The 25,169-nt window shown below is 70.2% G+C and carries 24 protein-coding genes; 15 read left to right on the forward strand and 9 right to left on the reverse strand.

The genetic code is table 11. From position 1 onward, the window contains the following. Window positions 1-966: a quinone oxidoreductase family protein gene (locus FPZ12_RS13870; protein ID WP_144746050.1), complete on the reverse strand. Its 966-nt coding sequence runs from the start codon at window positions 964-966 to the stop codon at window positions 1-3. A 69-nt stretch (window positions 967-1,035) separates the two neighbouring features. Then, window positions 1,036-1,629 carry a TetR/AcrR family transcriptional regulator gene (locus tag FPZ12_RS13875; RefSeq protein WP_144746049.1) on the reverse strand — a complete coding sequence of 198 codons (594 nt, stop codon included), beginning with the start codon at window positions 1,627-1,629 and terminating at the stop codon, window positions 1,036-1,038. Window positions 1,630-1,716: 87 nt separating this feature from the next. On the opposite strand from FPZ12_RS13875, the gene FPZ12_RS13880 reads away from it, so the two are divergent. Continuing rightward, the gene (locus FPZ12_RS13880; protein ID WP_144746048.1) at window positions 1,717-2,553 is read left to right on the forward strand and encodes a mycofactocin-coupled SDR family oxidoreductase; all 837 of its coding nucleotides are present in this window, start codon (window positions 1,717-1,719) and stop codon (window positions 2,551-2,553) included. 18 nt (window positions 2,554-2,571) lie between these two features. Further along, entirely contained in the window at window positions 2,572-3,762 is a 1,191-nt protein-coding gene (locus FPZ12_RS13885; RefSeq protein WP_144746047.1) for a cytochrome P450, read from the forward strand. Window positions 3,763-4,003: 241 nt separating this feature from the next. Here FPZ12_RS13885 and FPZ12_RS13890 read toward each other — a convergent pair whose 3' ends face one another. Both FPZ12_RS13890 and FPZ12_RS13895 read right to left on the reverse strand, forming a co-directional pair. Beyond that, the gene (locus FPZ12_RS13890) at window positions 4,004-4,750 is read right to left on the reverse strand and encodes a sulfite exporter TauE/SafE family protein (protein ID WP_144746046.1); all 747 of its coding nucleotides are present in this window, start codon (window positions 4,748-4,750) and stop codon (window positions 4,004-4,006) included. After that, window positions 4,747-5,472, reverse strand: coding sequence for a GntR family transcriptional regulator (locus FPZ12_RS13895; RefSeq protein WP_144746045.1), 726 nt, complete (start codon window positions 5,470-5,472; stop codon window positions 4,747-4,749). Before FPZ12_RS13895 ends, FPZ12_RS13890 begins: the two co-directional genes overlap by 4 nt. A 122-nt stretch (window positions 5,473-5,594) precedes the next feature. Here FPZ12_RS13895 and FPZ12_RS13900 point away from each other — a divergent pair, with 122 nt between their 5' ends. From FPZ12_RS13900 to FPZ12_RS13925, 6 genes are all read left to right on the forward strand, one after another. After that, window positions 5,595-6,512, forward strand: coding sequence for an amidohydrolase family protein (locus FPZ12_RS13900; RefSeq protein ID WP_144746044.1), 918 nt, complete (start codon window positions 5,595-5,597; stop codon window positions 6,510-6,512). 87 nt (window positions 6,513-6,599) lie between these two features. Next, complete coding sequence (locus FPZ12_RS13905; RefSeq protein WP_144746043.1) at window positions 6,600-7,319, forward strand: SDR family NAD(P)-dependent oxidoreductase; 720 nt, start codon at window positions 6,600-6,602, stop codon at window positions 7,317-7,319. A 23-nt stretch (window positions 7,320-7,342) separates the two neighbouring features. After that, window positions 7,343-8,647 carry an MFS transporter gene (locus FPZ12_RS13910; protein ID WP_208025847.1) on the forward strand — a complete coding sequence of 435 codons (1,305 nt, stop codon included), beginning with the start codon at window positions 7,343-7,345 and terminating at the stop codon, window positions 8,645-8,647. Further along, window positions 8,644-9,774, forward strand: coding sequence for a C45 family autoproteolytic acyltransferase/hydrolase (locus FPZ12_RS13915; protein ID WP_144746042.1), 1,131 nt, complete (start codon window positions 8,644-8,646; stop codon window positions 9,772-9,774). Before FPZ12_RS13910 ends, FPZ12_RS13915 begins: the two co-directional genes overlap by 4 nt. Continuing rightward, a complete protein-coding gene (locus FPZ12_RS13920) occupies window positions 9,771-10,601 on the forward strand; it encodes a polysaccharide deacetylase family protein (RefSeq protein WP_144746041.1) in 831 nt (276 codons plus the stop codon). The genes FPZ12_RS13915 and FPZ12_RS13920 overlap by 4 nt, the downstream gene beginning before the upstream one ends. Then, entirely contained in the window at window positions 10,598-11,296 is a 699-nt protein-coding gene (locus FPZ12_RS13925; protein ID WP_144746040.1) for an SDR family NAD(P)-dependent oxidoreductase, read from the forward strand. Before FPZ12_RS13920 ends, FPZ12_RS13925 begins: the two co-directional genes overlap by 4 nt. Here the strand turns inward: FPZ12_RS13925 and FPZ12_RS13930 are convergent. Beyond that, on the reverse strand, window positions 11,289-12,959 hold the full coding sequence (locus FPZ12_RS13930; RefSeq protein ID WP_166462732.1) for an ABC transporter substrate-binding protein: 1,671 nt from the start codon (window positions 12,957-12,959) through the stop codon (window positions 11,289-11,291). The genes FPZ12_RS13925 and FPZ12_RS13930 overlap by 8 nt on opposite strands. Window positions 12,960-13,119: 160 nt before the next feature. Here FPZ12_RS13930 and FPZ12_RS13935 point away from each other — a divergent pair, with 160 nt between their 5' ends. Both FPZ12_RS13935 and FPZ12_RS13940 read left to right on the forward strand, forming a co-directional pair. Then, window positions 13,120-13,542 carry a hypothetical protein gene (locus tag FPZ12_RS13935; RefSeq protein ID WP_144746038.1) on the forward strand — a complete coding sequence of 141 codons (423 nt, stop codon included), beginning with the start codon at window positions 13,120-13,122 and terminating at the stop codon, window positions 13,540-13,542. Window positions 13,543-13,677: 135 nt separating this feature from the next. After that, on the forward strand, window positions 13,678-15,012 hold the full coding sequence (locus tag FPZ12_RS13940; RefSeq protein ID WP_144746037.1) for a hypothetical protein: 1,335 nt from the start codon (window positions 13,678-13,680) through the stop codon (window positions 15,010-15,012). 66 nt (window positions 15,013-15,078) lie between these two features. Here the strand turns inward: FPZ12_RS13940 and FPZ12_RS13945 are convergent, their stop codons facing one another. The 4 genes from FPZ12_RS13945 to FPZ12_RS13960 are packed head-to-tail and all read right to left on the reverse strand — an operon-like array spanning window position 15,079 to window position 19,890. After that, window positions 15,079-16,545 (reverse strand): dihydroorotase, encoded by a 1,467-nt coding sequence (locus FPZ12_RS13945; protein ID WP_144746036.1) that lies wholly within the window; start codon window positions 16,543-16,545, stop codon window positions 15,079-15,081. Then, on the reverse strand, window positions 16,542-17,921 hold the full coding sequence (locus FPZ12_RS13950; protein ID WP_144746035.1) for an FAD-dependent oxidoreductase: 1,380 nt from the start codon (window positions 17,919-17,921) through the stop codon (window positions 16,542-16,544). Before FPZ12_RS13950 ends, FPZ12_RS13945 begins: the two co-directional genes overlap by 4 nt. Next, a complete protein-coding gene (locus tag FPZ12_RS13955) occupies window positions 17,918-18,526 on the reverse strand; it encodes an aspartate/glutamate racemase family protein (RefSeq protein ID WP_144746034.1) in 609 nt (202 codons plus the stop codon). The genes FPZ12_RS13950 and FPZ12_RS13955 overlap by 4 nt, the downstream gene beginning before the upstream one ends. Before the next feature lie 26 nt (window positions 18,527-18,552). Further along, window positions 18,553-19,890, reverse strand: a complete 1,338-nt coding sequence (locus FPZ12_RS13960) for an MmgE/PrpD family protein (RefSeq protein ID WP_144746033.1) — start codon at window positions 19,888-19,890, stop codon at window positions 18,553-18,555. A gap of 214 nt (window positions 19,891-20,104) precedes the next feature. Here FPZ12_RS13960 and FPZ12_RS13965 point away from each other — a divergent pair, with 214 nt between their 5' ends. The 5 genes from FPZ12_RS13965 to FPZ12_RS13985 are packed head-to-tail and all read left to right on the forward strand — an operon-like array spanning window position 20,105 to window position 25,139. After that, window positions 20,105-20,872, forward strand: coding sequence for an IclR family transcriptional regulator (locus FPZ12_RS13965; RefSeq protein ID WP_144746032.1), 768 nt, complete (start codon window positions 20,105-20,107; stop codon window positions 20,870-20,872). A 25-nt stretch (window positions 20,873-20,897) separates the two neighbouring features. Beyond that, complete coding sequence (locus FPZ12_RS13970) at window positions 20,898-22,085, forward strand: CaiB/BaiF CoA transferase family protein (RefSeq protein ID WP_144746031.1); 1,188 nt, start codon at window positions 20,898-20,900, stop codon at window positions 22,083-22,085. After that, window positions 22,082-22,927, forward strand: a complete 846-nt coding sequence (locus tag FPZ12_RS13975; protein ID WP_144746030.1) for an HpcH/HpaI aldolase/citrate lyase family protein — start codon at window positions 22,082-22,084, stop codon at window positions 22,925-22,927. The genes FPZ12_RS13970 and FPZ12_RS13975 overlap by 4 nt, the downstream gene beginning before the upstream one ends. Then, the gene (locus FPZ12_RS13980; RefSeq protein WP_144746029.1) at window positions 22,912-23,736 is read left to right on the forward strand and encodes a cyclase family protein; all 825 of its coding nucleotides are present in this window, start codon (window positions 22,912-22,914) and stop codon (window positions 23,734-23,736) included. Before FPZ12_RS13975 ends, FPZ12_RS13980 begins: the two co-directional genes overlap by 16 nt. Beyond that, window positions 23,733-25,139 carry an MmgE/PrpD family protein gene (locus tag FPZ12_RS13985; RefSeq protein ID WP_144746028.1) on the forward strand — a complete coding sequence of 469 codons (1,407 nt, stop codon included), beginning with the start codon at window positions 23,733-23,735 and terminating at the stop codon, window positions 25,137-25,139. Before FPZ12_RS13980 ends, FPZ12_RS13985 begins: the two co-directional genes overlap by 4 nt. The last annotated feature ends 30 nt before the right edge of the window (window positions 25,140-25,169 follow it).

A 25,169-nucleotide genomic window follows, 5' to 3' on the forward strand; every position in this document is an offset into this window, starting at 1 on the left:
TCAGGGCAGCAGGAGCAGCTTTCCCGTGGTGCGCCGGGATTCCAGGTCCCGGTGCGCCCGCGCGGCGTCGGCGAGCGCGTAGCGGCCACCGATCCGCGGTGTCAACTGTCCTTTTCGGACGAAGTCGAAGACCTCGCCCGCGCGCCGGAGGAGCGCCTCACGGGTCGGGACGTGGTCGGCGACGGCCGGATACGAAAGCAGGATGCTGTTCGGCATGCCCGCCGGGTCGATCCTCGGGTTTTCGCCGATCAGCACGCCGTAGTACGCGTGCACGCCGTGGCGGCGAAGCGCGAGCTGCGACGAGCGGAACGTGCTCGGCCCGGAACCGTCGTAGACCACGTGCGCGCCTTCGCCGCCGGTGAGCTCCCGCACCTGCTCCTCGAAACCGCCGCCGCTGGACACGAGCACGTGGTCGGCACCGGCCTCCTTCGCGACGGAAACCTTGTCCTCACGGGAAACCAGGCCGATCACCGTGCCGCCCCGCGCCTTGATCAGCTGTGTCAGCGTCAGCCCGACGCCGCCGGCCGCGGCGTGCACGACGGCCGTGTCACGAGGCTGGATCGCGTAGGTCTCGGTGGTGAAATGGTGGGCTGTCAGGCCTTGCATCAGGACGGCGGCGGCGGTTTCGTCGCCGATCTCGTCGGGCACGCGCACCAGCGAATCCGCGGGAATGGCGAGCTGCTCCGCGTAGCTGCCTTTGTGGTAGTACCAGGCGACCCGGTCGCCGACAGCGAACTCGCCGACGCCCGCGCCGAGCGCCGTCACCGTGCCCATGCCCTCGACGCCCAGCACCGCGGGCAGCGACCAGGTGCGGACCGGGGCGCGCCGGACGCCGGTGTCCATGTAGTTCACCCCGGCCGCGCCGAGCCGCACCCCCACTTCGCCGGGACCCGGTTCGGGGTCCGGAAAACCGGTCCACGACAGCACTTCCGGGCCGCCGTGTTCGCGCACGAAGATCGCGTGCATCGGAACCTCTTTCGTTCGGTGGACGCTCCCGAACGTAGGCCCGGAGAATTGGACCGGCAAGTACAGAAATCAGTCGTGGTCGACCGCGAGCGACGAGGAACCGTAGAACCGCTTGAGCAGATCCTCGATGAGGGCGACGGTTTCCTCGTGCCCGCCGGTGATCCCGAGCGCGCTCTCCATGCCGAGGATCCGCGCGATACCGGTGGTCGCCACGACGAGCGCGGCGGGTGAGACGTCGGGCAGCCCGGACTCGGCCTTCCGCATGATCGCTTCAACCTGGGCTTTGCGGTAGCGCTCCGCGTCGGCGGCGAAGGCGACGCGCACGGCTTCGCGGTGGTTCGCGAGCGCCATGAACTCGGTGATCAGCGCGAGTCCCGGGTCCCGGCTCAGCTCCCACAGCGCCTGCAGCGGCGGCTTCGAGTCGAGAAGGCGTTGCTGCCGCTCGAACTCCCCGTCGGCGCGCCGTTTGAGTACGGCGAGGAACAGGTCATCGAGCGTTTTGAAGTAGTACAGGACCAGCGCGGGCGCGACCCCGGCCTCCCGTGCCAGCCGCCGGACGCCGACGGCGGCGTAGCCCTCTTCGAGCATCAGCCGCTCCGTCTCGTCGAGCAGCAACTGGCGCGTCGGGGAGCTCTCACTCCCCCTGCGGCGATCGGCTGTCATACCCGCATTGTGCTTGACGGGCTCGCCAGGCGGGTGTTAAACACTTGTTTAACCATCCGGTTTCCCCGCACACCGAACGAGGTTGCGATGCCAGGACGAGTCGAAGGCAAAGTCGCTTTCATCACCGGCGCGGCAAGGGGGCAGGGGCGCAGCCACGCTGTGCGGCTGGCCGAAGAGGGCGCCGACATCATCGCCGTCGACGTGTGCAAACAGCTCGACGGCGTGCTCTTCCCGATGTCCACCCCGGAGGATCTGGAGGAAACGGCGGCGCAGGTGCGCGCGCTGGGCCGCCGCATCCACGCCGTCCCGGCCGACGTGCGTGACCAGGCCGCCATGAAAGCCGTGCTGGACGAAGGCGTGAAACAGTTGGGGCGCCTGGACATCGTCGTCGCGAACGCCGGGATCGGCAGCGAGGGCGCGCCCGCGGAGAAGATGACCGAGGAGATCTGGCGCGACACCATCGACATCAACCTGACCGGGGTGTGGTTGTCGGCCAGGGTCGCGATCCCGCACATCCTCGCGGGCGGGCGCGGCGGTTCGATCGTGCTGACCAGTTCCGTCGGCGGACTCAAGGGGCATCCGCACATCGGCCACTACGTCGCCGCGAAACACGGGGTCGTCGGGCTGATGCGCACGCTCGCGGTCGAGCTGGGGCCGCGGAACATCCGCGTCAATTCCCTGCACCCGACGCAGGTCAACACCCCGATGGTGATGCACGAGGGCACCTACAGGATGTTCCGCCCGGATCTGGAGAACCCGACCGTCGACGATTTCGCCGCGGTCTCGCAGGCGATGCACGTGCTGCCGACGCCGTGGGTGGAGGCGCGGGACATCAGCAACGCCGTGCTCTTCCTGGTTTCCGACGAAGGCCGGTTCGTGACCGGCGTGACGCTACCGGTCGACGCCGGGGCCCTGCTCAAGTAACCGCTAGGAGAGGTCGTCGTGAGCACTGTCGCAGAGCTGTACTGGGATCCCTACGACGGCGCGCTGGCGCAGGACCCGTATCCGGTCTTCAGCCGGCTGCGCGAAGAAATGCCGTTGTACTACAATGAAAAGCACGACTTCTACGCGCTGAGCCGGTTCACCGACTGCCAGCGCGGGCTCGCCGACTGGCAGACCTACTCCTCGTCGAGGGGCGACATCCTCGAACTGATCAAGACCGGGTTCGAGATCCCGGCGGGCACGCTGATCTTCGAGGACCCGCCGGTGCACGATCTGCACCGCCGCCTGCTCTCCAGGGTGTTCACGCCGCGCCGGATCGCGATGCTCGAACCGCAGGCGCGGGCGTTCTGCCGGAACGCGCTGGAGCCGGTGCGCGACGCCGAGCGGTTCGACCTCGTCGCCGCGGTGGGCGCCGAGATGCCGATGCGCGTGATCGGGATGCTGCTGGGGATTCCGGAGGCCGACCAGGCCGCGATCCGCGATCAGACCGATGCCGCGCTGGCGACAGAAGACGGCGGGCAGATGGAACACGGCATCCTCGCCTTCGACGCGTTCAAGGAATACATCGCCTGGCGCAAGAAGAATCCCTCGGACGATCTGATGACCGAGCTGATGACCGCCGAGTTCGAGGACGAGAAGGGCGTCACACGCACCCTCACCGACGACGAGGTGCTCACCTACTGCACCGTGGTCGCCGGCGCTGGCAACGAGACCACGGGGCGGCTGATCGGCTGGTTCGGCGCGCTGATGGCGCGGTATCCCGGGCAGCGGCAGGAACTCGTGGCCGACCCTTCGCTGATTCCCAACGCCATCGAGGAAATCCTGCGCTTCGAACCGACGGGTCCTTTCATCGCGCGATATGTGGCGCGGGATGTGGAACTGTACGGGCAGACGGTGCCCGAGGGCAGCGCAATGGTTTTCATCCAGGCCGCGGCCAACCGCGACCCGCGCCGGCACGACAACCCGGACCAGTTCGACATCCACCGTGTGGCGCAACAACTCAGCTTCGGCGTCGGCGCGCACTACTGTCTGGGTGCCGCGCTCGCGCGGCTGGAAGGCCGGATCGCGGCGGAGGAGATCCTGAAGGCGTTCCCGAGCTGGGACGTCGATTGGGAGCACGCGGAACTGGCCCAGACCTCCACGGTGCGCGGGTACAAGACGTTGCCGTTGCTCGTCTCCGGGGCGGCGTGACGGCGCTCAGACTCCCGGGACCGCGGATGAAGCCTGGCGCGCTTCGCTGCGCTCGGTCACCGTCGTCGCCGGAAGCCTGCGTCTCGGTTCGCGGAGCTCCCGATGCGTGCGCGACGGCAGCTACGGCCTGGCGCTGCTGGCTTTCGCGGGCCCGCATCCCGCCGCCTGGTTCCTGCTCGTGGTGTCGATCATCCCGCTCGGCGACACCATCCTCGTCCTGCGCCACGGTGGAATGCACTCCTCAACCATGCAGGGCGACATACGGGGCGACCGCGAGCAGAGTCCCGATGAGCACGAACTTGAGCTTGCGGGTGGGCAGCGCGCGGGCGATCTTCCAGCCGACGAGCACGCCCGCGAGTTCCGGGATGCCGACCAGCGCCGCGAGCGGCCAGTCGACGCTGCCCGCCGCCACGTAGGCGACACTGCCGACCGACGCGATCACGATCGACTGTGCCTGCGCGGAAGCGAGCGACTCCAGCACGGGGATGCCGAGCGCGACCAGCAGTGGCACGGAAAGCATCGGCCCGCCGATGCCGACGATCCCCGCCACGACGGAAACCGCGAAACCCAGGCAGAAAACCGTGAGCACGCCAGGGTGTGGCCGGCCGGACGCCGGTGGCCGCCGCTCGCGATACCACACGAGCACGGCAGCTCCGGCCACGAAAATCCCCAGTACCAAACCGAAAAGCCGCTTCGACACCAGCGTGTTGACGAGCACGCCCACCGGGGTCCCGGCGACCGCCGCCCCGGCCAGCGCGAGCGCGGTGCGGCGGGTTTCCGGCGCGCGCAGGTGCCCGGAGCGGGCGTAGGCGGCCGTGCCGAGTGCGCCGGTCGCGACATGGGTGACGATCGCCGTCCCCGCCACCTGCGCCGGTGACAGGCCGGTCAGCGCGAACAATCCGATCGTCGGCAGCACGCCGCCCGGGCCGATGGCGGTGATCCCGATGCCGCCGAGGAACCCGATGACGGCGAGCCAGAACAGCGTCATCGGACCGGCCTGCGGTGCAGCGTCGCGTGCAGGGTCAGCCGGTCGGCGCGGATGTGCAGGGACTCCGCGTCGACGGGGCGGCCGTCGGCGAGGCTGGTCACCCGGTCGATCGCGAAGATCGCCGCACCGGCGGGAATGCCCAGCAGTGCCGCGGTGTCCGGCCCGGCGGAGATCGCGTGCACGTCGACCTCGGCGCTGCCCAGGCGCTCGCCGGTGGTCTCCTCGATGAGCGCGAACAGGTCGCGGCCCGCCAGGTCGTGCTGCAGCAGCGGGCGGCCGATGTCGGCGGCGAGGTACGTGGTGTCGAGCGAGAGCGGGATCCCGGCGAGCCGCCGCAGCCGTTCGATGTGGACGACTTCCGCGTCGGGCGGCAGCCGCAGCTGTTCCGCGATCGCCGCGGGCGGCCTGGTGACCGACGCGGCGCGGACCTCGTTGGTGACGGTGCCGTGCCCATCGAGCGTTTCGGCGAGCCCGGCGAGTTCGTCGAGCCCGTGCCCGTACTTCGGCTTCACCACAGTGGTTCCGACGCCCTGGCGGCGCGTGATCAAGCCTTCGGAGCGCAGCAGTGAAAGCGCTTCCCGCACCGCGTTGCGCGATGCGCCGAGGCGCTCGCCCAGGGCGCGCTCGCCGGGCAGCACGCCGTCGGCGAACGCGCCCTGGGTGATCTGCCGGCGCAGCACGTCGGCCGCCTGCCGGGCCCGCTGCGCTCGTGGTGTCTCCATCACGTGCGACCGTATCCGAAACGGCGCTCCGCCACAGTTACGCCACCCACTTTGACCTGGGCAAACCGCTGACGTGCGCGGTTGCGGAGGCACCTGGGTGAATCCGCCTGCACACTCGGGGCATGAGCGACCGCATCGACACCCACCAGCACTACCTCCCTGGCTTCTACCGCGACCTCCTCGACCGCCACGGGAAGAACGCAGGCGGCTGGCCCATGCCCGACTGGAGCACGCAGTCCGCGCTGAACCTGATGGACGAGCTGCGGATCGCGACCGGCGTGCTGTCGCTGAGCTCCCCCGGCGTCCGCTTCGGCGACCAGAGCCGCGACATCGCGCGGCGGGTCAACGAGTTCGGCGCCGAGCTGGTCAAGGACCGGCCCGATCGGTTCGGCCTGTTCGCCAGCCTGCCGCTGCCCGACGTCGACGGCGCGCTCGCCGAAGTGGCCTACGCCTTCGATGAGCTGAACGCGGACGGCGTGGTGCTGATGTCGAACGTCGAGGGGACGTACCTCGGCGAGCGTTCGTACGAACCGTTGTGGGAGGAGCTGAATCGGCGCGGCGCCGTCGTGTTCGTCCACCCGGACGCCCCGCCGATGCAGATGCTCGACGGCCTTCCCGCGCCGCTGCTCGACTTCCCGTTCGACACCACGCGGACGGCCGTGCACATGGTCGCCAACGGGGTGCTGAGCCGCCACACCGCGATGAAGGTGCTGCTGTCGCACGCGGGCGGTTTCCTGCCGTATGCGGCCTACCGCTTCACCGGCGCCGCGATGTTCAACGAGGGCATCACCGCGGAGAGCGTGTTCACCGACCTGCGCCGCTTCTACTTCGACACCGCCCTCTCATCCACCCCGGCCACCATGCCTTCCCTGCTCGCCTTCGCCGACCACACGCACATCACCTTCGGCAGCGACTTCCCGTTCGCCCCGGCCAGCGCCCAGATCACAGCCATGCTCGACGACGCCGGCCTGGACGACGGCCTGCACACCGCGATCAACCGAGGCAACGCGGAGCACCTGTTTCCGCGGTTGGCCCGCTGAGGCTTGTCCGCATCGGTCGAACGACCGATGTTCGCTCCTGGGTGCGTACCTACTGTCGTCGGCATTGTTTCGACCAGGAGGTAGGACGTGGCACAGCTGGCGGTGGTCACCGGCGCGGCCGGGGGGCTCGGGGCGGCTTTCGCCGGGCGGTTGGCCGAGCTGGGCGCGACGGTCGTGCGCGCCGACGCCCGGTACGCCGCCGAGACCGACACCGAGCTGCACCTCGACGTGACCGACCCGGCGTCGTGGGAGCGGCTCCGGCGCCTGGTGCGCGAGCGGTTCGGCGCCCTCGACCTGCTGGTGAACAACGCCGGGATCAGCGCGCGCAGCGGCCTGCTCGACACGGCCGACGAGGACTTCAGCCGGATCCTCGCGGTCAACGCCTTCGGGGCCTGGCGGGGCATCAAGACCTTCGCCGACGACCTCGCCGAGACGCGCGGCGCGGTGGTGAACATCGGCTCGATCTACGGCGTGACGACCCCGCCGTCCGGCGAAGGCACGGTGCCGTCGTCGGTCGCGTACCAGATGAGCAAGGCCGCCGTGCACCAGCTCACCAAGGTCGCCGCCGTCGAGCTGGCGCCCCGCGGGATCCGGGTCAACGCCCTGCTCCCTGGCGTCTTCCATACCCCGCTGCTCGAAGACCTGCCACCCGCCGCGCTGCGGGCCCGCGTCTCCGGCGCGCCGATGGACCGGCCCGGCGGTACGGCCGAACTCGCCGACGCGCTCGATTTCCTCGCCGGGCCACGGGCCTCGTTCGTGACCGGCGTCCTGCTTCCCGTCGACGGCGGCTACCTGGCCGCCTCCTGACCCCACCCGAGGAGCAAACCCCCATGACCGCACAAAAAACCGGACCGGCGGACACCGGCACCCGTTCCGGGGGCAAGCTGCGCGCGCTCATCTCGGGCAGCATCGGCAACCTGCTGGAGCAGTACGACAACCTCGTCTACGCCTACTCGACGGTCTACCTCAGCGCCGCGTTCTTCTCCGGCGGCGGCTCGCTTTCCTCGCTGCTGTCCACGTTCGCGGTGTTCGCGGTCGGGTTCCTCGCCCGTCCCGTCGGCACGGTCGTGTTCGGGCACATCGGCGACAAGGTGGGCCGCCGGCCCGCGTTGTTGATGAGCGTGCTGCTGATGGGCAGCGCGACCGTCCTCATCGGACTGTTGCCGGGTTACCACACGATCGGCGTCGCGGCCCCGATTCTCCTGGTGCTGCTGCGGTTGTTCCAGGGCTTCGCCGTCGCCGGGGAATGGGCGGGCTCCGCGGCGATGCTCGTCGAGTTCGCCACCTCGCGCACCCGCGGCCGCTACGGCAGCCTCAACCAGGTGAGCACCGCGGCCGGATTCCTCGTCGCCGCCGCGGTCGTCGCGCTGAACTCCCTGTTCTGGACCGAGGACGGCATGCAGAGCTTCGGCTGGCGCGTGCCGTTCCTGATCGGCGCCGTCACCGCGCTGGTCGCGCTCCTGCTGCGGCTCGGCCTCGAAGACACCCCGGCGTTCCAGCAGCAGCAGGACGCCGGCGCCACCAGCGGCAGCCCGTTGAAGCTCGCCTTCCACACCCAGAAAGCCTCGATGGCAAGGGGTTTCTTCTTCACGGTCAGCTGGACGGTGGCCTACTTCTTCTTCCTCACCTACCTGCCGACGCATCTGCGCAAGGAGGTCGGGCTCAGCTCCGGCGTGGTCGAGGCGTCGAACATCGTGGGACTGATCGTGCTCACCGCGGCGATCTTCTTCTTCGGCGTGCTGTCCGACCGGATCGGCCGGAAACCCTTGCTGCTCATCGGTTCCGGCGGGTTCGTGGTACTCAGCTTTCCGGTGATGTGGCTGTTCAGCACCGGAAGCGTGGCCGGCGCGTACCTCGGGCAGATCCTCATCGCGCTCGTGCTCGCCGCCTTCTCCGGGCCGGGACCCGCCGCGCTGGCCGAACTGTTCCCCACCAACGTCCGCTACTCCGCGCTGGGCATCGGCTACAACTTCTCGGTGATGGCCTTCGGCGGCACCGCCGGGTTCATCGCGACCGCGCTGATCGACGCCACCGGCAACGCGCTCGTCGTGGCCGCCTTGCCCACCGCGGCAGCCGTGATCACCTTCGTCACCGTGTGCCTCATGCCCGAGACCTACCGGAGTGAACTGAAATGAGTGAACCGAACCCGCGCCTGATCGTCGTCCAGGGCGGCTACCGGCAGATGGGCGAACAGCTCGGCGAACAGACCGCGGACCTCATCGCCCGCAGCCTCGACACCTACGTCGGCCGCTTCAAGAACGACGCCGGGCTCAGCGACGCCGACATCGACCGCTGGGGCCGGGTCTACCTCGACGTCGCCGCCTCCTACTCCCCCGAAATCGCCGCAATGCTGGAAGGCATGGCGGACGGTTCGGGTCACCCCGCGCACCGGCTCGCCGCACTGAACGCCCGTACGGAAATGCTGTACGGCACGGGATATCGCGACGAAGGGTGCACCTCGATCTCGGTGCTGCCCCGCTACACCGCCAACGGGCACACCCTCATCGCGCAGAACTGGGACTGGCACCCGGAGCAGGCGGACGTGACCTTCCTGCTGGCCACCAGGGACGAGACCGGCTTCAGCGTGCTTTCCCTGGCAGAGGCGGGAATGCTGGCCAAGAGCGGGCTCAACTCCGCGGGCCTCGGCGTATGCGCCAACCTGCTGATCTCCGACCTCGACCACGGCGGCAAGGGCGTGCCGTACCACTACCTGCTGCGCGGCGTGTTGCAGGCGAAGACCATGGCGGGCGCGCACAAGAAGCTCCTGCCCGTCGAGCGGATCTCCTCGGGCAACGTGCTGATCGCGGACGCGGGCGGCGAGTCGATCGACTTCGAACTGGCGCCCGGCGTGTTCGGCACGCTGTTCCCGGAGCAGGGCCTGATCACCCATTCGAACCACTTCCAGGCTCGGCTTCCCTTACAGGACAAGAAAGCCGCGAACAGCGCGCTCACGCTGCTGCGCCCGGTCCGCGCCCGGCACCTGCTCGAACCGGCACTCGAGGAGCGCAAAGTACGCGTGGCTGACATCGTCGCGACCCTGCGCGACGAATGGTCCTATCCGGACGGAATCTGCCGCCACCCCAACCCGGAAGAGCCCGCGGCCGAACGCAACGCCACGGTCTATTCCCTCGTGATGGACCTCGACGACCGCGTGCTGTGGATCGCCCCCGGCCCGCCCAGCCGGCACGCCTACACCCGCTGGGAACTGGACACCCTCTTCGACAACCCAGTGGGGACAACGGAATTCGAGGTTCCCGCGTGAGCAGTGTCTGCCTGACCTTCGACTTCGACGCCATCTCGCTCTGGATCGCGCGCGGCCAGACCACGCCCGGCCCGGTCTCCCGCGGCGAATTCGGGGCGCACGCGATCCCGCGGATCCTGGAACTCCTGCGCAGGCAAGAAGTCCCGGCCACGTTCTTCATCCCCGGCCACACCCTGGAGACCTACCCGGACCAGTGCACGGCCATCGCCGACGCGGGGCACGAGATCGCCTTACACGGCTACGCCCACGAGCCTGTGTCCACTCTGGACAGAGCTACCGAGCTGGCGGTGAACAAGCGTTCGGCCACGCTGATCGAGAAGCTCACCGGCGCACTTCCGGCCGGGCATCGCACGCCGAGCTGGGACTTCACCGAGCACACCATCGAGATCCTGACCGAGCTCGGCGTGGAGTACGACTCTTCCTTGATGGGCACCGATTTCGAGCCGTACCTCGCCCGCTCCGGCGATGTGTGCGACGCGGATGGGCCGTACCGGTTCGGGCCCAAGTCCGAGGTCGTGGAGCTGCCGGTTTCGTGGACGCTGGATGACTATCCGCACCTGGAGTACTTCCGGTCCAGCACCTTCGTGATGCCGGGCTTGCAGGACGCCGAAGCCATGTTCAGCCGCTTCCTGCGCGACGTCCGGTACATGGCGGACAGCACCGGCGACGGCGTCACCACCGTCACGCTGCACCCGCAGGTCGTCGGGCGGGGCTCGCGGATGGTCGCGCTGGAGCAGTTCGTCACCGGCTGCCGGGACCTCGGCGTGACGTTCGAACGCTGCGTCGACGTCGCCCGGCGAGCGCGCCCCGCGTTGGTGGGGCGATGAAATCCGTCCTGGTTCTCGGCGCGAACGGCGGGATCGGCAGCGCCTTGACGGCTCGGCTGGCCCAGGACGGGCACGCTGTCACCGGTGCCGATCTGCCCGGACTGGATCTGGCGCGGCACGGCGTCGCGGCACACATCGAACGACTGTGGGCCGAGAACGGCGGATTCGACGCGCTCGTGCACGCGGCGGGTATCTTCCCGGCCGCCCCGGTGGCCGAAAGCGACGAGGAGTTCTTCGACCGCGTCATGGCCGTCAACACCCGTTCCGCGCTCAGCGCGGGCGCGCAGTTCGTGCGCTCATGTCGAGCCGAAAAGCGTTCTGGCGCAATGGTTTTCGTGAGCAGCGGCGCGGCGCGACGGGCCCGTCCCGGCACCGCCGTCTACGCCGCTTCCAAGGCCGCGCTCGACGCACTCGTGCGGGGTTTCGCGCTCGAGCACGGGCGCGACGGGATCCGGTGCTGCGCCGTCGCCCCGGGTTTCGTGGATGTGGCGTCGGAAATCAACCCTGTGCCACAGTCCTATATAGACGCGCTGACCCGAGCCAGCGTGCGCGGCAGGGTCGGCCGCCCCGCCGACATCGCCGCCGTGATCGCCTGGCTGCTCGGCGAGGATGCGTCGTGGGTGAACGGCCGCACGATCCCCGTCGACGGCGGGGACGGCATCGGCTCGGCCGACGCCCCGACCTGGCTCAGCTGAACACCGGTGGCGCCAGCCTCCGGTTGGTGCCACCGGAAATCCGGTACACGAGATGGGGATGGCCGCGCGTGGGGTCGACCGTGTCGTCCGGATAGCTGAGCCCGCGCTGGCCGAGCCCGACGAACTGGTGCGCGCCGGTCACGCCGAACGACACCGCCGAGCGCAGCTGCTCGCGCACCGCCGCGAAATCCCACGGCCTGCTCACCCGGCTCCACGCCTGCGCGAGCACGTTGACGATGTCGTAGTGCACCGCCGCGGCGGCGAGGCCCGGCTCCGCGCCGAACGTCGACCGGAAGCGCTGCTCGAACCCGGTGCACACCGGGCTTTCCACATTGCCGATCACGGTGGACCACAACAGTCCTTCGCTGAGCCCGCCCAGCCGTTCGGTGAAGCCGGGCGCGACCGGCGACCACGCCGCGTGCATCAGCGCGTGTTCACGCAGCGGCGCGGCGGCGGTGAGGAAAGACCGCAGCGTCGGCTCGGGGAAGATCGACAGCGACACCGCGTCCGGCTCGGCGCGCTCCAGGCGGCGCACCATTTCGCCGAAGTTCGCCGTGTGGTCGGGCACCGGTTCGAGGAACACGAGGTTCCAGCCCGCCTCGTCGGCATGCCGCTGGACTCGTTCGAAGAGCCCGTCGTCGAAGGTGCTTTCCCGTTGCAGCACGGCCAAACGCTTGCGCCCCGGCCGGAAAGCTCCGGTGCCGGCGAGGAAACGCACCGTGCGGAGCAGGCCCGGCACGTAGGCGGACTCGGTGGAGCAGACCTGGAACACCGAGCCGAGCCCGCCGGGATCGGCGTGCACGTCCTCGGAAAGCGCCTGGCCGGTCATGCTGTGCAGCACCGGGATTCCCGCGGCGGCGACGGAAGCGATCGCCGGGCGCGCGTAGGGCAGCGGGAAGTTGCCCAGCAGCACGGCATCCACGCCCCGCTCGGTGAGCCCGTTGACCTTCTCCAGCAAGGTTTCCGGTGTCGCGGCGACAGTCACGTGTTCGACGCGGCGCCCGCCGATCCCGCCGCGCGCGTTCAATTCCTGCACCGCGAGCTTCGTGCCGCGACGCATCGCGACGACATCCGCGCCGCCCGCCGGGTACACGGTGCCCAGCACGGCGGGCTGCCTCTTCGGGGCACGGGAGACAGAAGGCGCAGGCGGCTGCTCGCGCAGGACCGTGAGCAATGGGCCGGGCAGGACCAGGCCGGGGCTCGGCAGCGGCGCCACGTACGCGTCGTGCGTCGCGATCAGCGTGGCCACCAACGCGCGCGAAGCGGCGCCCGTCTTGGCGAAAACGTGCTCCAGGTGGGTGGCGACGGTGCGCCGGGTGCAGCCGAGCGCGTCGGCGATCTCCTGGTTGCCGAGTCCCCCGGCGACACAGGTGGCGACTTGCAACTCACGCACGGTGAGACCAAAGGGGGCTTCGGTGTCGGTGATGTCGAGGCGTGCCACCCCATGGTCGGCGTCCGGCACGTCGATCGTCACCCTGCGCACCCGGTTGCCGGTGACGTCGAGGTAGCGCACGAACTCGCCGCGCAGCCCGCGGGCGGCTCGTTGCGCGGCCAGCACCAGATCCGGTCGGGCGGCGAAGAACTCCTGGTCACTGCCGCGCCCGCGCCCCGCGTCCGGCTGCAGCCAGCGCCGCACGCCGTCGAAGGGACTGTTTTCCTGCACCGGGTCACCTCCTCCGCGGCACGTTTCCTCGAATCTATCCCAGACGCGGACCGTGACGAAGCGATGTCGGTGGCGGGAAAAGGCCGTTACCAATCCGGATTGGAACCAACAGGCCTGTCAGCGTGCCCACGGCCTGGGCCGACGCATGGCGACCCGGGCGATGAGCACCACGACCGGAACGCTTCGCATGCGTTTCACCACCGAGGACCTGCTCACGCCACGGGCCAGACTGTCGCACGATCTGGATCCCGGCGAGTTCGGCTGGCCGGCCACCCCGTACACCAGGGCGCTCGGCGAGGGCGACCGCGAGGCGATGAACGTGCTCGTGCACGCGATCGAGAGCTACTACCACGCCGTCATCGAGCCGCGGTGGCCGTTGATCCAGCGCACGGCCGCCGCGGGGCACGACAGCGTGCACCGGCGGATGGGCGAGGCCGGTCACGTGCTCGGGCGCACTCGGACGATGATCCTGGTGCGACGAACAACGCCTGCACCACCACCGGTCTCGCTGACGCGCTGGGCATGTCGCCTGCCACGGCCAGCCAGCAAGTGGGCCTGCTGCGCCGGGCGGGGTTCGTGTTGAGTGTCCGGAAAGGACAGTCGACGGTGTACATGCTTCGCCGTACGGGCGCAGCATCGTGGAGGCCTGAACCGGTCGGCGATCCGCGCGAAACGATCCGGCGGGAACCGGGTGTGGATCTTGGGCGTCCCATTCCGCATGAGCAGCCTGACGAAACCGCCGGACCACAGCACCTTCCGGGCACGCGCGAGTGCCGGCTTCGTGGGCGTGGTCAGCGCTTTGAGTCTCGTCGCCTGCGGTTCCTCCGGAACCCCGGTCGCCGCGCCCACGCCGGCCAGCGTCGATCCGGCCGCGGCGGGCAAGGCGGTCCCGCAGGCTTTCGACAACACCAAGGGCTGGATGGCGAAGGACGCCGAGGGGACGCCATTGACCGATCCAGCGCTCGCCTCGCACGCTGGGCTCGTCCTGTTCGCGTCCGTCTCCTCGGACGAGCAGACCGCGCGCGTGCTCGGCAAGGACGAGCGGACCGGCGCCACCCGGTGGACGAGCGATCCCGTCTCGCTGCCGAAATCGCGGGACACCGGCACCTCGGCGGGGCCGCGGCTGTACACCACGAGCGAGAACGGCAAGGACTACGCCATTTTCGCGGCCACCGGCGAGGTCGGCGGCGACGAGGTCAACAAGGCCGAAGAGGTGACCCGGCTGGAGATCTTCGACCTCTCGACGGGCGCGACCACTGCCCGCGAGGTCACCATCCCGGCCGAGGCTGGCACGTTCACCGTGCAGGACGGCGGCAGCGTGCTGGTCGAGATCGACCGCGCGACCGCCGTCGTCGACGCGGCCACCGGCAAGAACACCACCTATCAGCACACCGACCCGGCGCTCAACGCCCCGAAACCGTGCACCCACGACATCGGCGACTGCAACCTGAACCTCGAGATCCCCGGTATGACGGCGAAAGGCCCGCTCGTCGAGGGCTACGAAGCGTTCTGGGTTCCCGGCGGCTGGTTCAGCGACGACGCGATCCCGCACGGCGCGTCGGCCGACATCGGCGGCTCGGTCGTGCACACCTACGGTTCGCCCGATGGCCGCACGGTCGTCGCGGACTGGCCCTCCGAAGGCGACCCGGGCGACATCTGGTCCGTGCATGACGCGGCGACCGGCCAGGTCATCGCGTCGGTCCCGTGCGCGCTCACGGGTCTGGACGATTCCAGCACCGGCAAGACGAAGCCGCCGGCCGTCTCCGCGGACGGCCGGTACCTGCTCGCCGGGCTGACAGTGTTCGACCTGCGGGCGAAAAAGGGTTACTGCTTCGCGGAAACCGATACCCGCAAGCAGATCGACCTCGTCTCCGTGGATCCGGATGGCACCGTCTACGGCACCACCGACAGCGACACCCCGGTGAGCGTCGCACTGCCTTCGGGTGACGCCACGCCACTGCCGGAAGACACCCTCGTCCCCACCACCATCGACGACAAGGTCGCGGTGGTGGACGACAGTTCCGACGGCGTCTACGTCTACCCGCGGCGCTGACCGAAACCACGCAGGCCACACGATGGAAGCCCGGCCCGGCCCGCGCGGGACCGGGCCGGGAAGCCGTCAGCGCGCCGAGGGCCGCCGCACGTACTGGCCGGTGGGCTGCCCCGTCACCTTGCCGTCGGCGAAGATCTCGGTGCCGCGCAGGAACGTGTTGGTCACCGTGGACCCCACCTCGAGCCCGCGGAACGGGCTGTACTCCTGCGTCGACTCCGAGTCCTCCGGCCGGATGACCCACGAACGGTCCGGGTCGACGAGCGCGATGTCCGCGTCGAAGCCGGGCGCGAGGTCACCCTTCGTGTGCAGGCCGTAGCGCTGCGCCGGGTTCCACGCGGTCAGCTCCGCGACCTGCCGCATCGACAGGCCCCGCTTGCGCCCCTCCCCGACCAGGCCGGGCAGCAGATACTCGGTGCCACCGAAACCGGACTTGGCGGCGAAGACGTCCGTCGGGTCGTCGCCGAACTTGGTGGCCTCCTTGCAGCAGGCGTGGTCCGACACCACCCAGCTGACGTCACCCGCGAGCAGGTGCTCCCACAGCGCCTCGACATCCTCGCGCGGCCGCAGCGGCGGGTTGACCTTGCCGCCGATGCCGTCCGCGGTGGTGATGTCGGTGAGCAGGTGCCCGATGGTGACCTCGCGCCGGAAGTTCACGTGCGGGAACGTCTTCTGCATCAGGACGGCGGCTTCCAGCGCCTTCGCCGAGGACAGGTGCAGCAGGTTGATGTTCGGCAGCCCGGTCTCGTGCGCCAGGTACGACGCGATGGTGACGGCGAGGCCCTCGGAGTGCGGCGGCCTCGAAGCGCTGTAGGCCTCGAGCCCGGACAGTTTCCCTTCCTGCTGCACGATCTTCGTGTAGGCCGTCATGATCTCGGCCGTTTCACAGTGCAGCGAAAGGGAAATCGAGTCGGCGTGCTCAGGGAACTGTTCGCGCGCCTTCTGCACGCCGCGCATGACGAACTCGAAGTGCGCGATGTCGTAGCGCTCTCCCTCCGGGATCATCAGGAAGGAGTTCTGGTCGTTCGAGGCGCCGTGCAGGCCGTGGCTGCCGTAGAACATGAAGATCTTGAACGACGTCACCCCGTGCTCCGCGATGAGCGAAGGGATCTCGTCGATGTGCGAGGACTGCATGGGCGCCAAGTGAAAGGCGTAGTCCACATGGGACTTCCCGGCGGAAGCGGCGAGCACCTCGGGGAAGACCTCGGAGTAGTTCCCGCCGCGGTTGAGGTAGTACTGCCCGGTGCGCATGTAGATCAGCGACGTGGTCACGCCGCCCTGCGCGCACGCCCGGCTTTCGGTCTCGGTGTCCTCGTCGAGCGGGTTGTAGATGCCCCAGTGCTGGTGGGCGTCGACCACGCCGGGGAAGGCCAGTTTGCCGCCGCCGTCCACCACCTCGCGCGCCGAGGAGGCATCGAGGCCCGGCCCGACTTCGGTGATCTTCCCGCCGCTCACCGCGATGTCCGCGAGCGGGGTCTCGTCGACCCCGGGGCGGACGACGCGCACGTTGCGGATGATCAGGTCGTGGTTGGTCATGACTTACCTTTCACTGTCGGGAGTGTGGCCGCAGAATGCGTGGCCGCGAGATAGGCGAGGCCGAGCGCGGGGAGCAAGCCGTTGCCTGCCAGATAACCCGCCGCTCCGTGGCCGGAAATGCTGACCGCTGAGCCGCCCGCGGCGTAGAGGCCGGGAATGGGCCGGTTCGCGGAGTCGAGCACACGGGCGTCGCCGTCGACGTTGAGCCCGCCTTGGGTGTGGAACAGCGCGGGCAGGATCCGCACCGCGTACAGCGGGCCGGTCAAGGGCTGCTCGAACCGGGTGCGGCCGAACCGGTCCTTCGCCTGCTCGCCGCGTGCGACGGCGGTTGCTTCGGCGAGTTCGACTTCGAGCGCCTTGGCGGGAACGCCGATGGCGGCGGCGAGATTCTCGACCGAGCCGCCGTGGCGCACCGCGCCGCTTTCGACGACGTCGACGTAGTCCCCGAAAGCCAGGCTGGCCTTGTGGATCCGCTCGTCGTAGATCAGCCAGCCCGCGGAACCCGGCTGCGCCGCGAGAACCGCGGCGTACTCCGAGTAGCCCGTCGTCTCGTCGCCGAACCGGCGACCGTCCACTGTGGTCACGAATCCGCCGTGCATGACGACGGTCCAGGTGACCAAGGTGCGCGCCTCCGCGGACAATCCGGCGTGGCCCTGATAGGCGTCCAAATAGGACGTCGCTGCTCCGAAGCTCGCGCCGATGCGCAGCGCGTCCCCGGTCGAGTACTCGCTGCCATGGTACCCGGCATCCGCGATCTCCGGCAGGTACTCGGTGACAAGCTCGCGATTCGCGCCGTAACCGTTGGTGGCCAGCAACAAGGATCCCGTGGAGATCTCCTCGTCACCACCGTCCGGATAGGACACTGTGACCAGCAAGCCGTCTCCGTCACGACGTGCCGCGGTGACCTTCCCCGGCACCAGAACATCGATCCGTGACTCGCGCGCCACGGCGTCGGCGAGGTAGCGCAGCAGGCGCGAACCGTGCCGCCCGGGGATGGAGTGCACGCGCTGCGCGGAGTGGCCCGGGTAGTGGAAGTCGGTGGGCAGCTCGATCGGCAGCCCGGCGTGGTCGGCCAGCCACTCCACCAGCTCCGCGCTCACCCCGGCCAGAGCCTCGGCGACGGGTTTCGCATAGTCGCCATGGGTTTTCGCCGCGATGTCGCCGAGGAACTTCGGCGGGGAATCGTCGATCCCGGCTTCGCGCTGCCAGCGCGAACCGGCGCCCGGGATCATCGCGGTGGACATCGAAGTGTTGTTGCCACGCAGGTAGTGCTCGTTCGCCTCGACCACGAGCACCCGCGCGCCGAGCTGCGCGGCCCGCAGCGCGCCGGCGAGCCCGCCGCCCGCACCGGCGACGACCAGATCGACGTCGGTCATGCCACCTCCACCAGCAGCCGCAACGCGTCGGCGACCGGGTCGACGACGAGCGGGCCGCCCTCGGTGCGCTCGACCTCGACCGCGGAACAGCCGTTGATCACCGCCGTCGCGCCGCGCGCGGCCAGACCGTCCAAAGCGGACCGCATCGCCTCGTTCCACCGGGCGGTGTCGGCGACCGCCGCGAGATCCAGGTCCAGCACCGCGACGCCGAGGAAGGACGCGCCGTGGCCGTATTCGGCGACCTTGCGCGCCAGCTCGTCCGCGATCACCTGGTTGCGCGTGACCGCGGCGACCTTGTGCCCGTCCGCGACGAGCTTGTCCACCACGACCTGCAGCATTCCCCGTTCGCCCGCGGGCACTCCAGGATCGAGCACGCAGTCCGGCAGGCGGAAGTCGTAGCCCTCGATCCCGTCCAGCACGGCGGCGACGGCCTTCTCCGAAGCCTGCAGATCGGCTTCGGTGGCCAGCTGGCTGGGCGCGTCCGGGCCCGCGTCGACCAGCTCCACGGTGACCCCGTCCGGAGCCAGCTCGTTGTAGCGGCGACTGCGGCGGGCGAGTTCGTCCGCGTCGACGTGGATCGGGGTCACCGAGAAGATGCGGCGCATCAAGGCTCCTTCGTGCGGTGGGAGGGTCATCCGGCGAGCGGGGCGAGCAGCGCGCGGGCACCGGGCGCGGCGGGCATCCCGTCGACCACGGCGCCGACCGCGCGCAGCACGGCCTGGTCGCCGTCGAGCAGCCCGGCGAAGACCACGCCGAGCCGGTCACGGTCGAGGGGCTGGAAATCGGTGTCGCCGACCGGGTTCGCGGCTTCGGCGGTGTGGCTGCGGCCGTCGGCCAGCCGGACGGTGATCCGGGCGGCGCGGTTGGCGGGCAGCCTCTTCGTCAGCTCCGGGTCTTCGATGACGCGCACGCGCTTGGCCAGGTCCGCGATCTCGGGCGCTTCCTGCGGGGCCAGCTCGGTGTAGCGGGGCGCGACTTCGCCGTGCAGCAGGGCGACCGCGGCGACGAACGGCGTGGAGAACATCGCGGACAGCTGGTTGTGCCAGGTGGTGCGGTCGAGCCCGGCGGCGAGCGCGTGGGTGTGCACCTCGATCTCGGTCACCTCGGCGACGTCGACGTGGGCGCGGGCGTCGATCAGGAGGTCCGCCACGGGATGGGTGTACGAGCACGACGAATGCCGCTTGAAGTAGTTGCCGGAGATCAAAAAGCGGCTGCCCAGGCCCTCGCCGAGCTTCTCCGGGTCGAAGCTGCCGAGCAGCTCGCCCAGCGTGCGCGCGGCGGTGCCGGTGTTGCGCGCGGAACCCGCCACGGCGAGCCGGGCGGCGGCGATTCCGGAGGCGTTGGCCGCGCCGAGCCACGTGTCGCGCACCGGGTTTCCGTCCAGTGCCGAGTCGAAATGCCCGGCGACGGGCAGTCCGGAACCGGCGTCGATCGCGGCCGCCGTGCGTTCCGCGTCGAGGCCGAGCAGCCGGGCGCAGCCCGCGGCGGCCCCCGCCACGCCCCAGTTCCCGTGCGGATGCGTACCGCTCCGCAGCGAAGTCGCCTCGCCGAAACGGGCCGCGACCTCGTACCCGGCGAGCAGAGCCGCCGCGAGTTCCTCGCCCGCGACGTCCAGCTCGGCGGCCAGCGCCAGCACCGCCGGAAACACGTGCGCGGCCGGATGTCCCTTGGCGTACTTGTTGCCCTCGTCCAGCTCCAGGCACACGGTCGCGGGGCCGTTCAGCCAGGCCGCCGTGACCGGATCGGTCAGCGTGCCGCCGCCGACCACCGGGCTGTGCCCCGGCGGCGCCGGCCACGCGGCGCGCCAGGCGCGCTGGCCTTCGGTGCGGGCGCCCACGGCGTTCGCGGCCAGCACGTCGAACAGCACCGTGCCGAGTCGTTCCGCGACCGGGGCCGGGACCGCGTCCCACCGCAGCCCGGACACCCAGGTGCCCAGTGCCGCCACGGCTTCGGTGACCGAGCGGGTCATCGCCGGCCTCACCGCCTTCCGGAAATTTTCGCCGTACCGCTGAGCGGACCGCTTGACGTTCCTTCGATCCTGACACCGAACCGGCCCATACGTCAACACTTCGCTATATGTCCGGGTAAGACCCTCTTGACAAGACTCCCACCAGGGATGATTTCCTGGAACAGGACACCGCAAGAACGTTCCGCTAAGCGGTACGACTCACCGGGGAGTAGCCATGACCGAGCCCACGCCGGGCACCGAGGCGGCCGCGCGGGTCGCCGACGTCCTGCTGCTGTTCACCGACGGGCCCTCCCGGCTCGGGGTCAGCGCGATCGCCCGTGAGCTCGGGCTGAGCAAGGCCGTGGTGCACCGGATCCTGCAGTCGCTGGCCACCCGCGGCATGGTCGCGCTGGACCCCGAAAGCCGGCAGTACCGCCTCGGCGCGGCCGCGACCGCGCTCGGCGCCCGCGCCTTCCGCGACTCGGATCTGCGCTCCTCCGCGCTGGACCTGCTCCGGGCGCTGCGCGACGAATGCGGTGAGACGGCGACACTGACCGCGCTGGTCCCCGACGGCAGGCTCTACCTCGACCAGGTCGAGGGCACGCACGAGATCAAGATGACCGTGGAACTGGGCCGCCGTTTCCCGTTGCACGCCGGCAGTTCCGGCAAGTGCATGCTCGCGTTCCTGCCGGAGGAAACCCGCGACCGCGCGCTGGCGGAGCCGCTGGCCGCCTTGACTTCCAACACCGTCACCGATCCCGGGGCGCTCCGCAGGGAGCTGGACGAGGTCCGCAAGCTCGGCTTCGCGCGCTCCGGCGGCGAGCGCCAGGCGGACGCCGGTTCGGTGGCGGCACCGGTGTTCGGCATGACCGGCGAGGTGATCGGCTCGATTTCGGTGTGCGGGCCGCGCTACCGGGTCACCGAGGAGTTCGTGGAGAAGATCGCGCCGCGCGTGGTGGACACCGCCGAGCGCATCTCCCGCCGGATGGGCCACCGCGGCTGAAAAGCCGCAGTACGAAGGGAAAGACATGAGTGTGCAAGCGCTCGCGGGCATCAAGGTGCTCGACGTGGCCACGCTGTTCGCCGGGCCGATGGCGGCCACGCTGCTGGGCGACCACGGCGCCGAGGTGATCAAGGTCGAGCACCCGCGCGGCGACCCGGCCCGCACGCACGGCGCAAGCAAGGACGGCGTCGGCCTGTGGTGGAAGATGCTGGGGCGCAACAAGAAGTCGCTCACGCTCTACCTCGGTTCCGCCGAGGGGCAGCGGATCTTCCGCGAGCTGGCCGCCGACGCCGACGTGATCATCGAGAACTTCCGCCCCGGCACGCTGGAACGCTGGGGCCTCGGCTACGACGTGCTCGCCGCCGACAACCCGGGCCTGGTGCTCGCGCGGGTGACCGGGTTCGGCCAGTTCGGGCCGTACTCCTCGCGGCCCGGCTTCGGCACGCTCGCCGAGGCGATGAGCGGGTTCGCCGCGCTGACCGGTGAGCCGGACGGGCCGCCGACCCTGCCGCCGTTCGGCCTCGCCGACGGCGTCGCCGCGCTGACCACGTCGTTCGGCATCATGACCGCCTTGCGCGCCAGGGAATCCACGGGCCGCGGCCAGGTGCTGGACATGGCGATCATCGAACCGCTGCTGACCGTGCTCGGCCCGCAGATCACCGCGTATGACCAGCTCGGCACGCTGCAGGCCCGCACCGGCAACCGCTCCACCAACAACGCGCCGCGCAACACCTACCGGTGCTCCGACGGCAACTGGGTGGCGGTTTCCACGAGCGCGCAGTCGATCGCCGAGCGTGTGATGCGCTTGGTCGGCCGCGCGGAGCTGATCGACGAGCCGTGGTTCGCCACCGGCCGCACCCGCGCCGAGCACGCGGACGAACTGGACGAAGCCGTCGGCTCCTGGATCGCCGCGCGCGATCGGGACGAGGTGGTCGCCGCGTTCGAGAAGGCGGAGGCCGCGGTCGCGCCGATCTACACGGCGGCGGACATCATGGCGGACTCGCAGTACGCCGCGCTGGGCAGCGTCCTGCAGATCGACGACGACGAGCTCGGCCCGCTCAAGATGCCCAACATCCCGTTCCGGCTCAGCGACACCCCGGGCGAAATCCGCACCACGGGGCCGAAACTCGGTGAGCACACGGCGGAGATCCTCGCCGGCTTCGGCGTCGACGAGGCGAAACTGGCGAGCCTGCGCGAACAGGGTGTCGCGTGATCGGCAAGGCGCGCAGCTGGCTGTACGTCCCGGCGCACCGCCCGGAGCTGCTCGCGAAAGCGATGGCGGGACCGGCGGACGCGGTCGTGTACGACCTGGAGGACGCGGTCGGCGCTCAGGACAAGGACACCGCCCGCGCGAACGCCGTGGACGCGGTCGGGAAGTCGTGGCCGAAGCCACTGTGGGTGCGCATCAACCCACCGGAAACCCCTTGGGGCGAACGGGATGTCGCCGAGCTCGCCGGGCGCGGTCCGGCCGGGGTGCGGGTGCCGAAATGCGACAGTCCCGACGCGGTGGCCCGGGTCGCCGACCGCCTCGGCGCTCCGCTGCACCTGCTCGTCGAGTCCGCGCTGGGCCTGGAAAACGCTTTCCGGCTCGCCACCTGCCACTCACTCGTCGCGTCCGTCTCGCTCGGTGAGGCCGATCTGCTCGCCGATCTCCGCGTCCGAGACCAGACGGCGCTCGACTGGGCGCGCCAGCGTGTCGTCACCGCGAACCGCGCGGCCGGGCTGCCCAGCCCGCCGCACGCGGTGTGGACCGACGTCACCGACACCGCCGGCCTGACCGCCGACAGCGAAGCCGCGCGCGACCGCGGGTTCTTCGGCCGGTCGGTGGTGCACCCCAGGCAGATCGCACCGGTGAACGAGGTGTTCACCCCGGACCACACCGAGGTCGATGATGCCCGGCGGCTGCTGGATTCCTTGCGGGACAAGGAGTCCGCCGCCTGGCTGGACGAACGCGGCCGGTTCGTCGACCCGGCCGTCGTCGCCCGCAGCAGATGGGTGCTCGACCTCGCCGCGCAATTCGCAACCGAAGGGACCAAGGCATGTCCGACGCCGTAACCAGCAGCCTGCTCGAAACCGTCGCGAAAGGACTGCGCACGATCGAGCTCGGCCAGCCGCTGTTCACGGGGATGCCGTGTTCGCCGAACCACCCCGGGTTCCGGATGACGCTGCAGCGCCGCCACGGCGACATGATGCGCCCGGACGGCGGCTCGGCGAGCAACGAGGTGATCATCACCGGCGGGCACGTCGGCACCCACATCGACGCGCTCTCGCACGTCAGCCAGGACGGCAAGCTGCACGGGGACGTCGACGCCCAGAAAGCCCAGCACGGCGGGAAGTTCAGCGAGCACGGCACCGAGAAGATCCCGCCGATGGTCACCCGTGGCGTGCTGCTCGACGTCGCCGGTGCGAAGGGCGTGGACACGCTGGAGCCCGGCTACGGCGTGACCGAGGCCGACCTCGTGGCCGCCGCCGAGCGTTCCGGGGTACGGCCGGAGAAGGGCGACGTCGCGGTGGTGCGGACCGGATGGGCCCGCAACTTCTCCGACGCCACCACGTACATGGGCCACGACACCGGCGTCCCGGGGCTGACCGTGGACGGCGCCCGCTGGCTCGCCGCGCGCGGCGTGATCGCCACGGGCGCGGACACCACCGCTTACGAGCAGATCCCCGCCGGCGCCGGGCACCGCGAGCTGCCGGTGCACCGGGTTCTGCTGGTGGAGAACGGGATCTACATCATGGAACACCTGAACCTGGAGGACGTGGCTGCCGAAGGGCTCGCCGAGTTCCTGTTCGTGGTCGCGCCGCTGCGCATCGTCGGCGGCACCGGGTCGCCGATCCGTCCCGTCGCGGTGGTGGGCGCGTGACACCCGCACAGCAATTGGGCGCGCTGGCTGACGAAGTGCGCGCCAAGGGCCTGTCCGCGGACCTGCGCACCGATCTGGCCGGGCGCGTGCTCGACCTGCTCGGCAACAGCCTCGCCGCGCTCGGCGAGAAGCCGGCCCAGGTCATCCGCGAAGTCGTGGCCGACTGGGGCGGCAAACCCGCGGCCACCGCGCTCGGCATCGCGGGCAAGCTGCCCGCGCCGTCGGCCGCGCTGGTCAACGGAACGCTGGCGCACAGCCTCGACTTCGACGACACCCACCTGCCCTCGGTGCTGCACCCGTCTTCGGCCGTGATCCCGGCCGCGCTCGCCGTGGCCGAGCGGACCGGCGCGAGTGGTCCGTCCTTTTTGGACGCGGCGACCGTGGGCATCGAGGTGACCTGCCGGCTCGGGATGGCGGGCTACGACGAGGAGAACGCGAACTCGGTGTTCTTCGACCGCGGCCAGCACGCCACCGCGATCTGCGGGGCGGTCGGCGCCGCCGTCGCCGCCGGGATGCTGCTCGGCCTCGACTCGGACGGGCTGACGTCGGCGATCGGCATCGCGTGCAGCATGGGTTCAGGCGTGATCGAGGCGAACCGCACCGGCGGCACCGTGAAGCGCGTCCACTGTGGATGGGCCGCGCACGCGGGGGTTGTCGCAGCGGAGATGGCCAAGCACGGGCTGACCGGGCCGCCGACGGTTTTGGAGGGCCGGTTCGGGTTCCTGCAGGCGTTCTGCGGCGACCGGTTCGACATCGGCCAGGTCACCCGCGGTCTCGGTGAGCACTGGGAAACGCCGGGGATCTTCTTCAAACCCTATCCCTGCAACCACTTCACGCACGCGGGCGTGGACGCGGCACTGCGGCTGCGCCGGGCGGGCATCGACCCCACCCGGATCACGGAGCTCACGCTCGGCGTTCCGGAGCCGGTGCTGCGCACGATCGGTGAGCCGATCGAGGAAAAGCGGAAACCGCGTTCGGGCTACCACGGGGCGTTCAGCGGCCCGTACACGGTGGCGGCGGCGATGCTCGGCGGTGGCGGTCTCGGGGTGTTCCATGAGGACTTCACCGACGGCGCGGCGCAGGATCCGGCCCGGCTGGCGCTGGCGGAGAAGGTGAACGTGGTCGCGGACGCCGAGTGCACCAGGATCTTCCCCCGGCAGTTCCCCGCGGTGCTGACGGTCCGCCTCGACGACGGATCCACGCACAGCGAACGGGTTTCGCACAACCGGGGCGGCCCGGCGAACCCGCTTTCGGCGGACGAGCTGACGCTGAAGTTCACGTCGAACGCGGCGCGGGCGGTCCCGGAGGAGACGGCCGGGCGGCTGGCCGAGGCGGTCTGGCGGCTGCCCTCGGGTGGTTCGGTGAACGACGTTCTGGGCATTGTTCCTACCAGCGGAACATAGCGAGTGCACTTTTCCGAGAGTTAACACGGA

The organism is Amycolatopsis acidicola (assembly GCF_007713735.2).
GTDB lineage: Bacteria > Actinomycetota > Actinomycetes > Mycobacteriales > Pseudonocardiaceae > Amycolatopsis_E > Amycolatopsis_E acidicola.

Bases quoted from the DNA above. Each gene is read 5' to 3' on its own strand.
- FPZ12_RS13910 (WP_208025847.1), top strand. From the start codon at position 7,343: ATGACCGCACAAAAAACCGGACCGGCGGACACCGGCACCCGTTCCGGG.
- FPZ12_RS13925 (WP_144746040.1), top strand. From the start codon at position 10,598: ATGAAATCCGTCCTGGTTCTCGGCGCGAACGGCGGGATCGGCAGCGCC.
- FPZ12_RS13890 (WP_144746046.1), bottom strand. From the start codon at position 4,750: ATGACGCTGTTCTGGCTCGCCGTCATCGGGTTCCTCGGCGGCATCGGG.
- FPZ12_RS13915 (WP_144746042.1), top strand. From the start codon at position 8,644: ATGAGTGAACCGAACCCGCGCCTGATCGTCGTCCAGGGCGGCTACCGG.
- FPZ12_RS13980 (WP_144746029.1), top strand. From the start codon at position 22,912: ATGTCCGACGCCGTAACCAGCAGCCTGCTCGAAACCGTCGCGAAAGGA.
- FPZ12_RS13970 (WP_144746031.1), top strand. From the start codon at position 20,898: ATGAGTGTGCAAGCGCTCGCGGGCATCAAGGTGCTCGACGTGGCCACG.
- FPZ12_RS13960 (WP_144746033.1), bottom strand. From the start codon at position 19,890: ATGACCCGCTCGGTCACCGAAGCCGTGGCGGCACTGGGCACCTGGGTG.
- FPZ12_RS13950 (WP_144746035.1), bottom strand. From the start codon at position 17,921: ATGACCGACGTCGATCTGGTCGTCGCCGGTGCGGGCGGCGGGCTCGCC.
- FPZ12_RS13895 (WP_144746045.1), bottom strand. From the start codon at position 5,472: ATGGAGACACCACGAGCGCAGCGGGCCCGGCAGGCGGCCGACGTGCTG.
- FPZ12_RS13880 (WP_144746048.1), top strand. From the start codon at position 1,717: ATGCCAGGACGAGTCGAAGGCAAAGTCGCTTTCATCACCGGCGCGGCA.
- FPZ12_RS13940 (WP_144746037.1), top strand. From the start codon at position 13,678: ATGAGCAGCCTGACGAAACCGCCGGACCACAGCACCTTCCGGGCACGC.
- FPZ12_RS13955 (WP_144746034.1), bottom strand. From the start codon at position 18,526: ATGCGCCGCATCTTCTCGGTGACCCCGATCCACGTCGACGCGGACGAA.
- FPZ12_RS13965 (WP_144746032.1), top strand. From the start codon at position 20,105: ATGACCGAGCCCACGCCGGGCACCGAGGCGGCCGCGCGGGTCGCCGAC.
- FPZ12_RS13870 (WP_144746050.1), bottom strand. From the start codon at position 966: ATGCACGCGATCTTCGTGCGCGAACACGGCGGCCCGGAAGTGCTGTCG.
- FPZ12_RS13875 (WP_144746049.1), bottom strand. From the start codon at position 1,629: ATGACAGCCGATCGCCGCAGGGGGAGTGAGAGCTCCCCGACGCGCCAG.
- FPZ12_RS13900 (WP_144746044.1), top strand. From the start codon at position 5,595: ATGAGCGACCGCATCGACACCCACCAGCACTACCTCCCTGGCTTCTAC.
- FPZ12_RS13935 (WP_144746038.1), top strand. From the start codon at position 13,120: ATGAGCACCACGACCGGAACGCTTCGCATGCGTTTCACCACCGAGGAC.
- FPZ12_RS13945 (WP_144746036.1), bottom strand. From the start codon at position 16,545: ATGACCAACCACGACCTGATCATCCGCAACGTGCGCGTCGTCCGCCCC.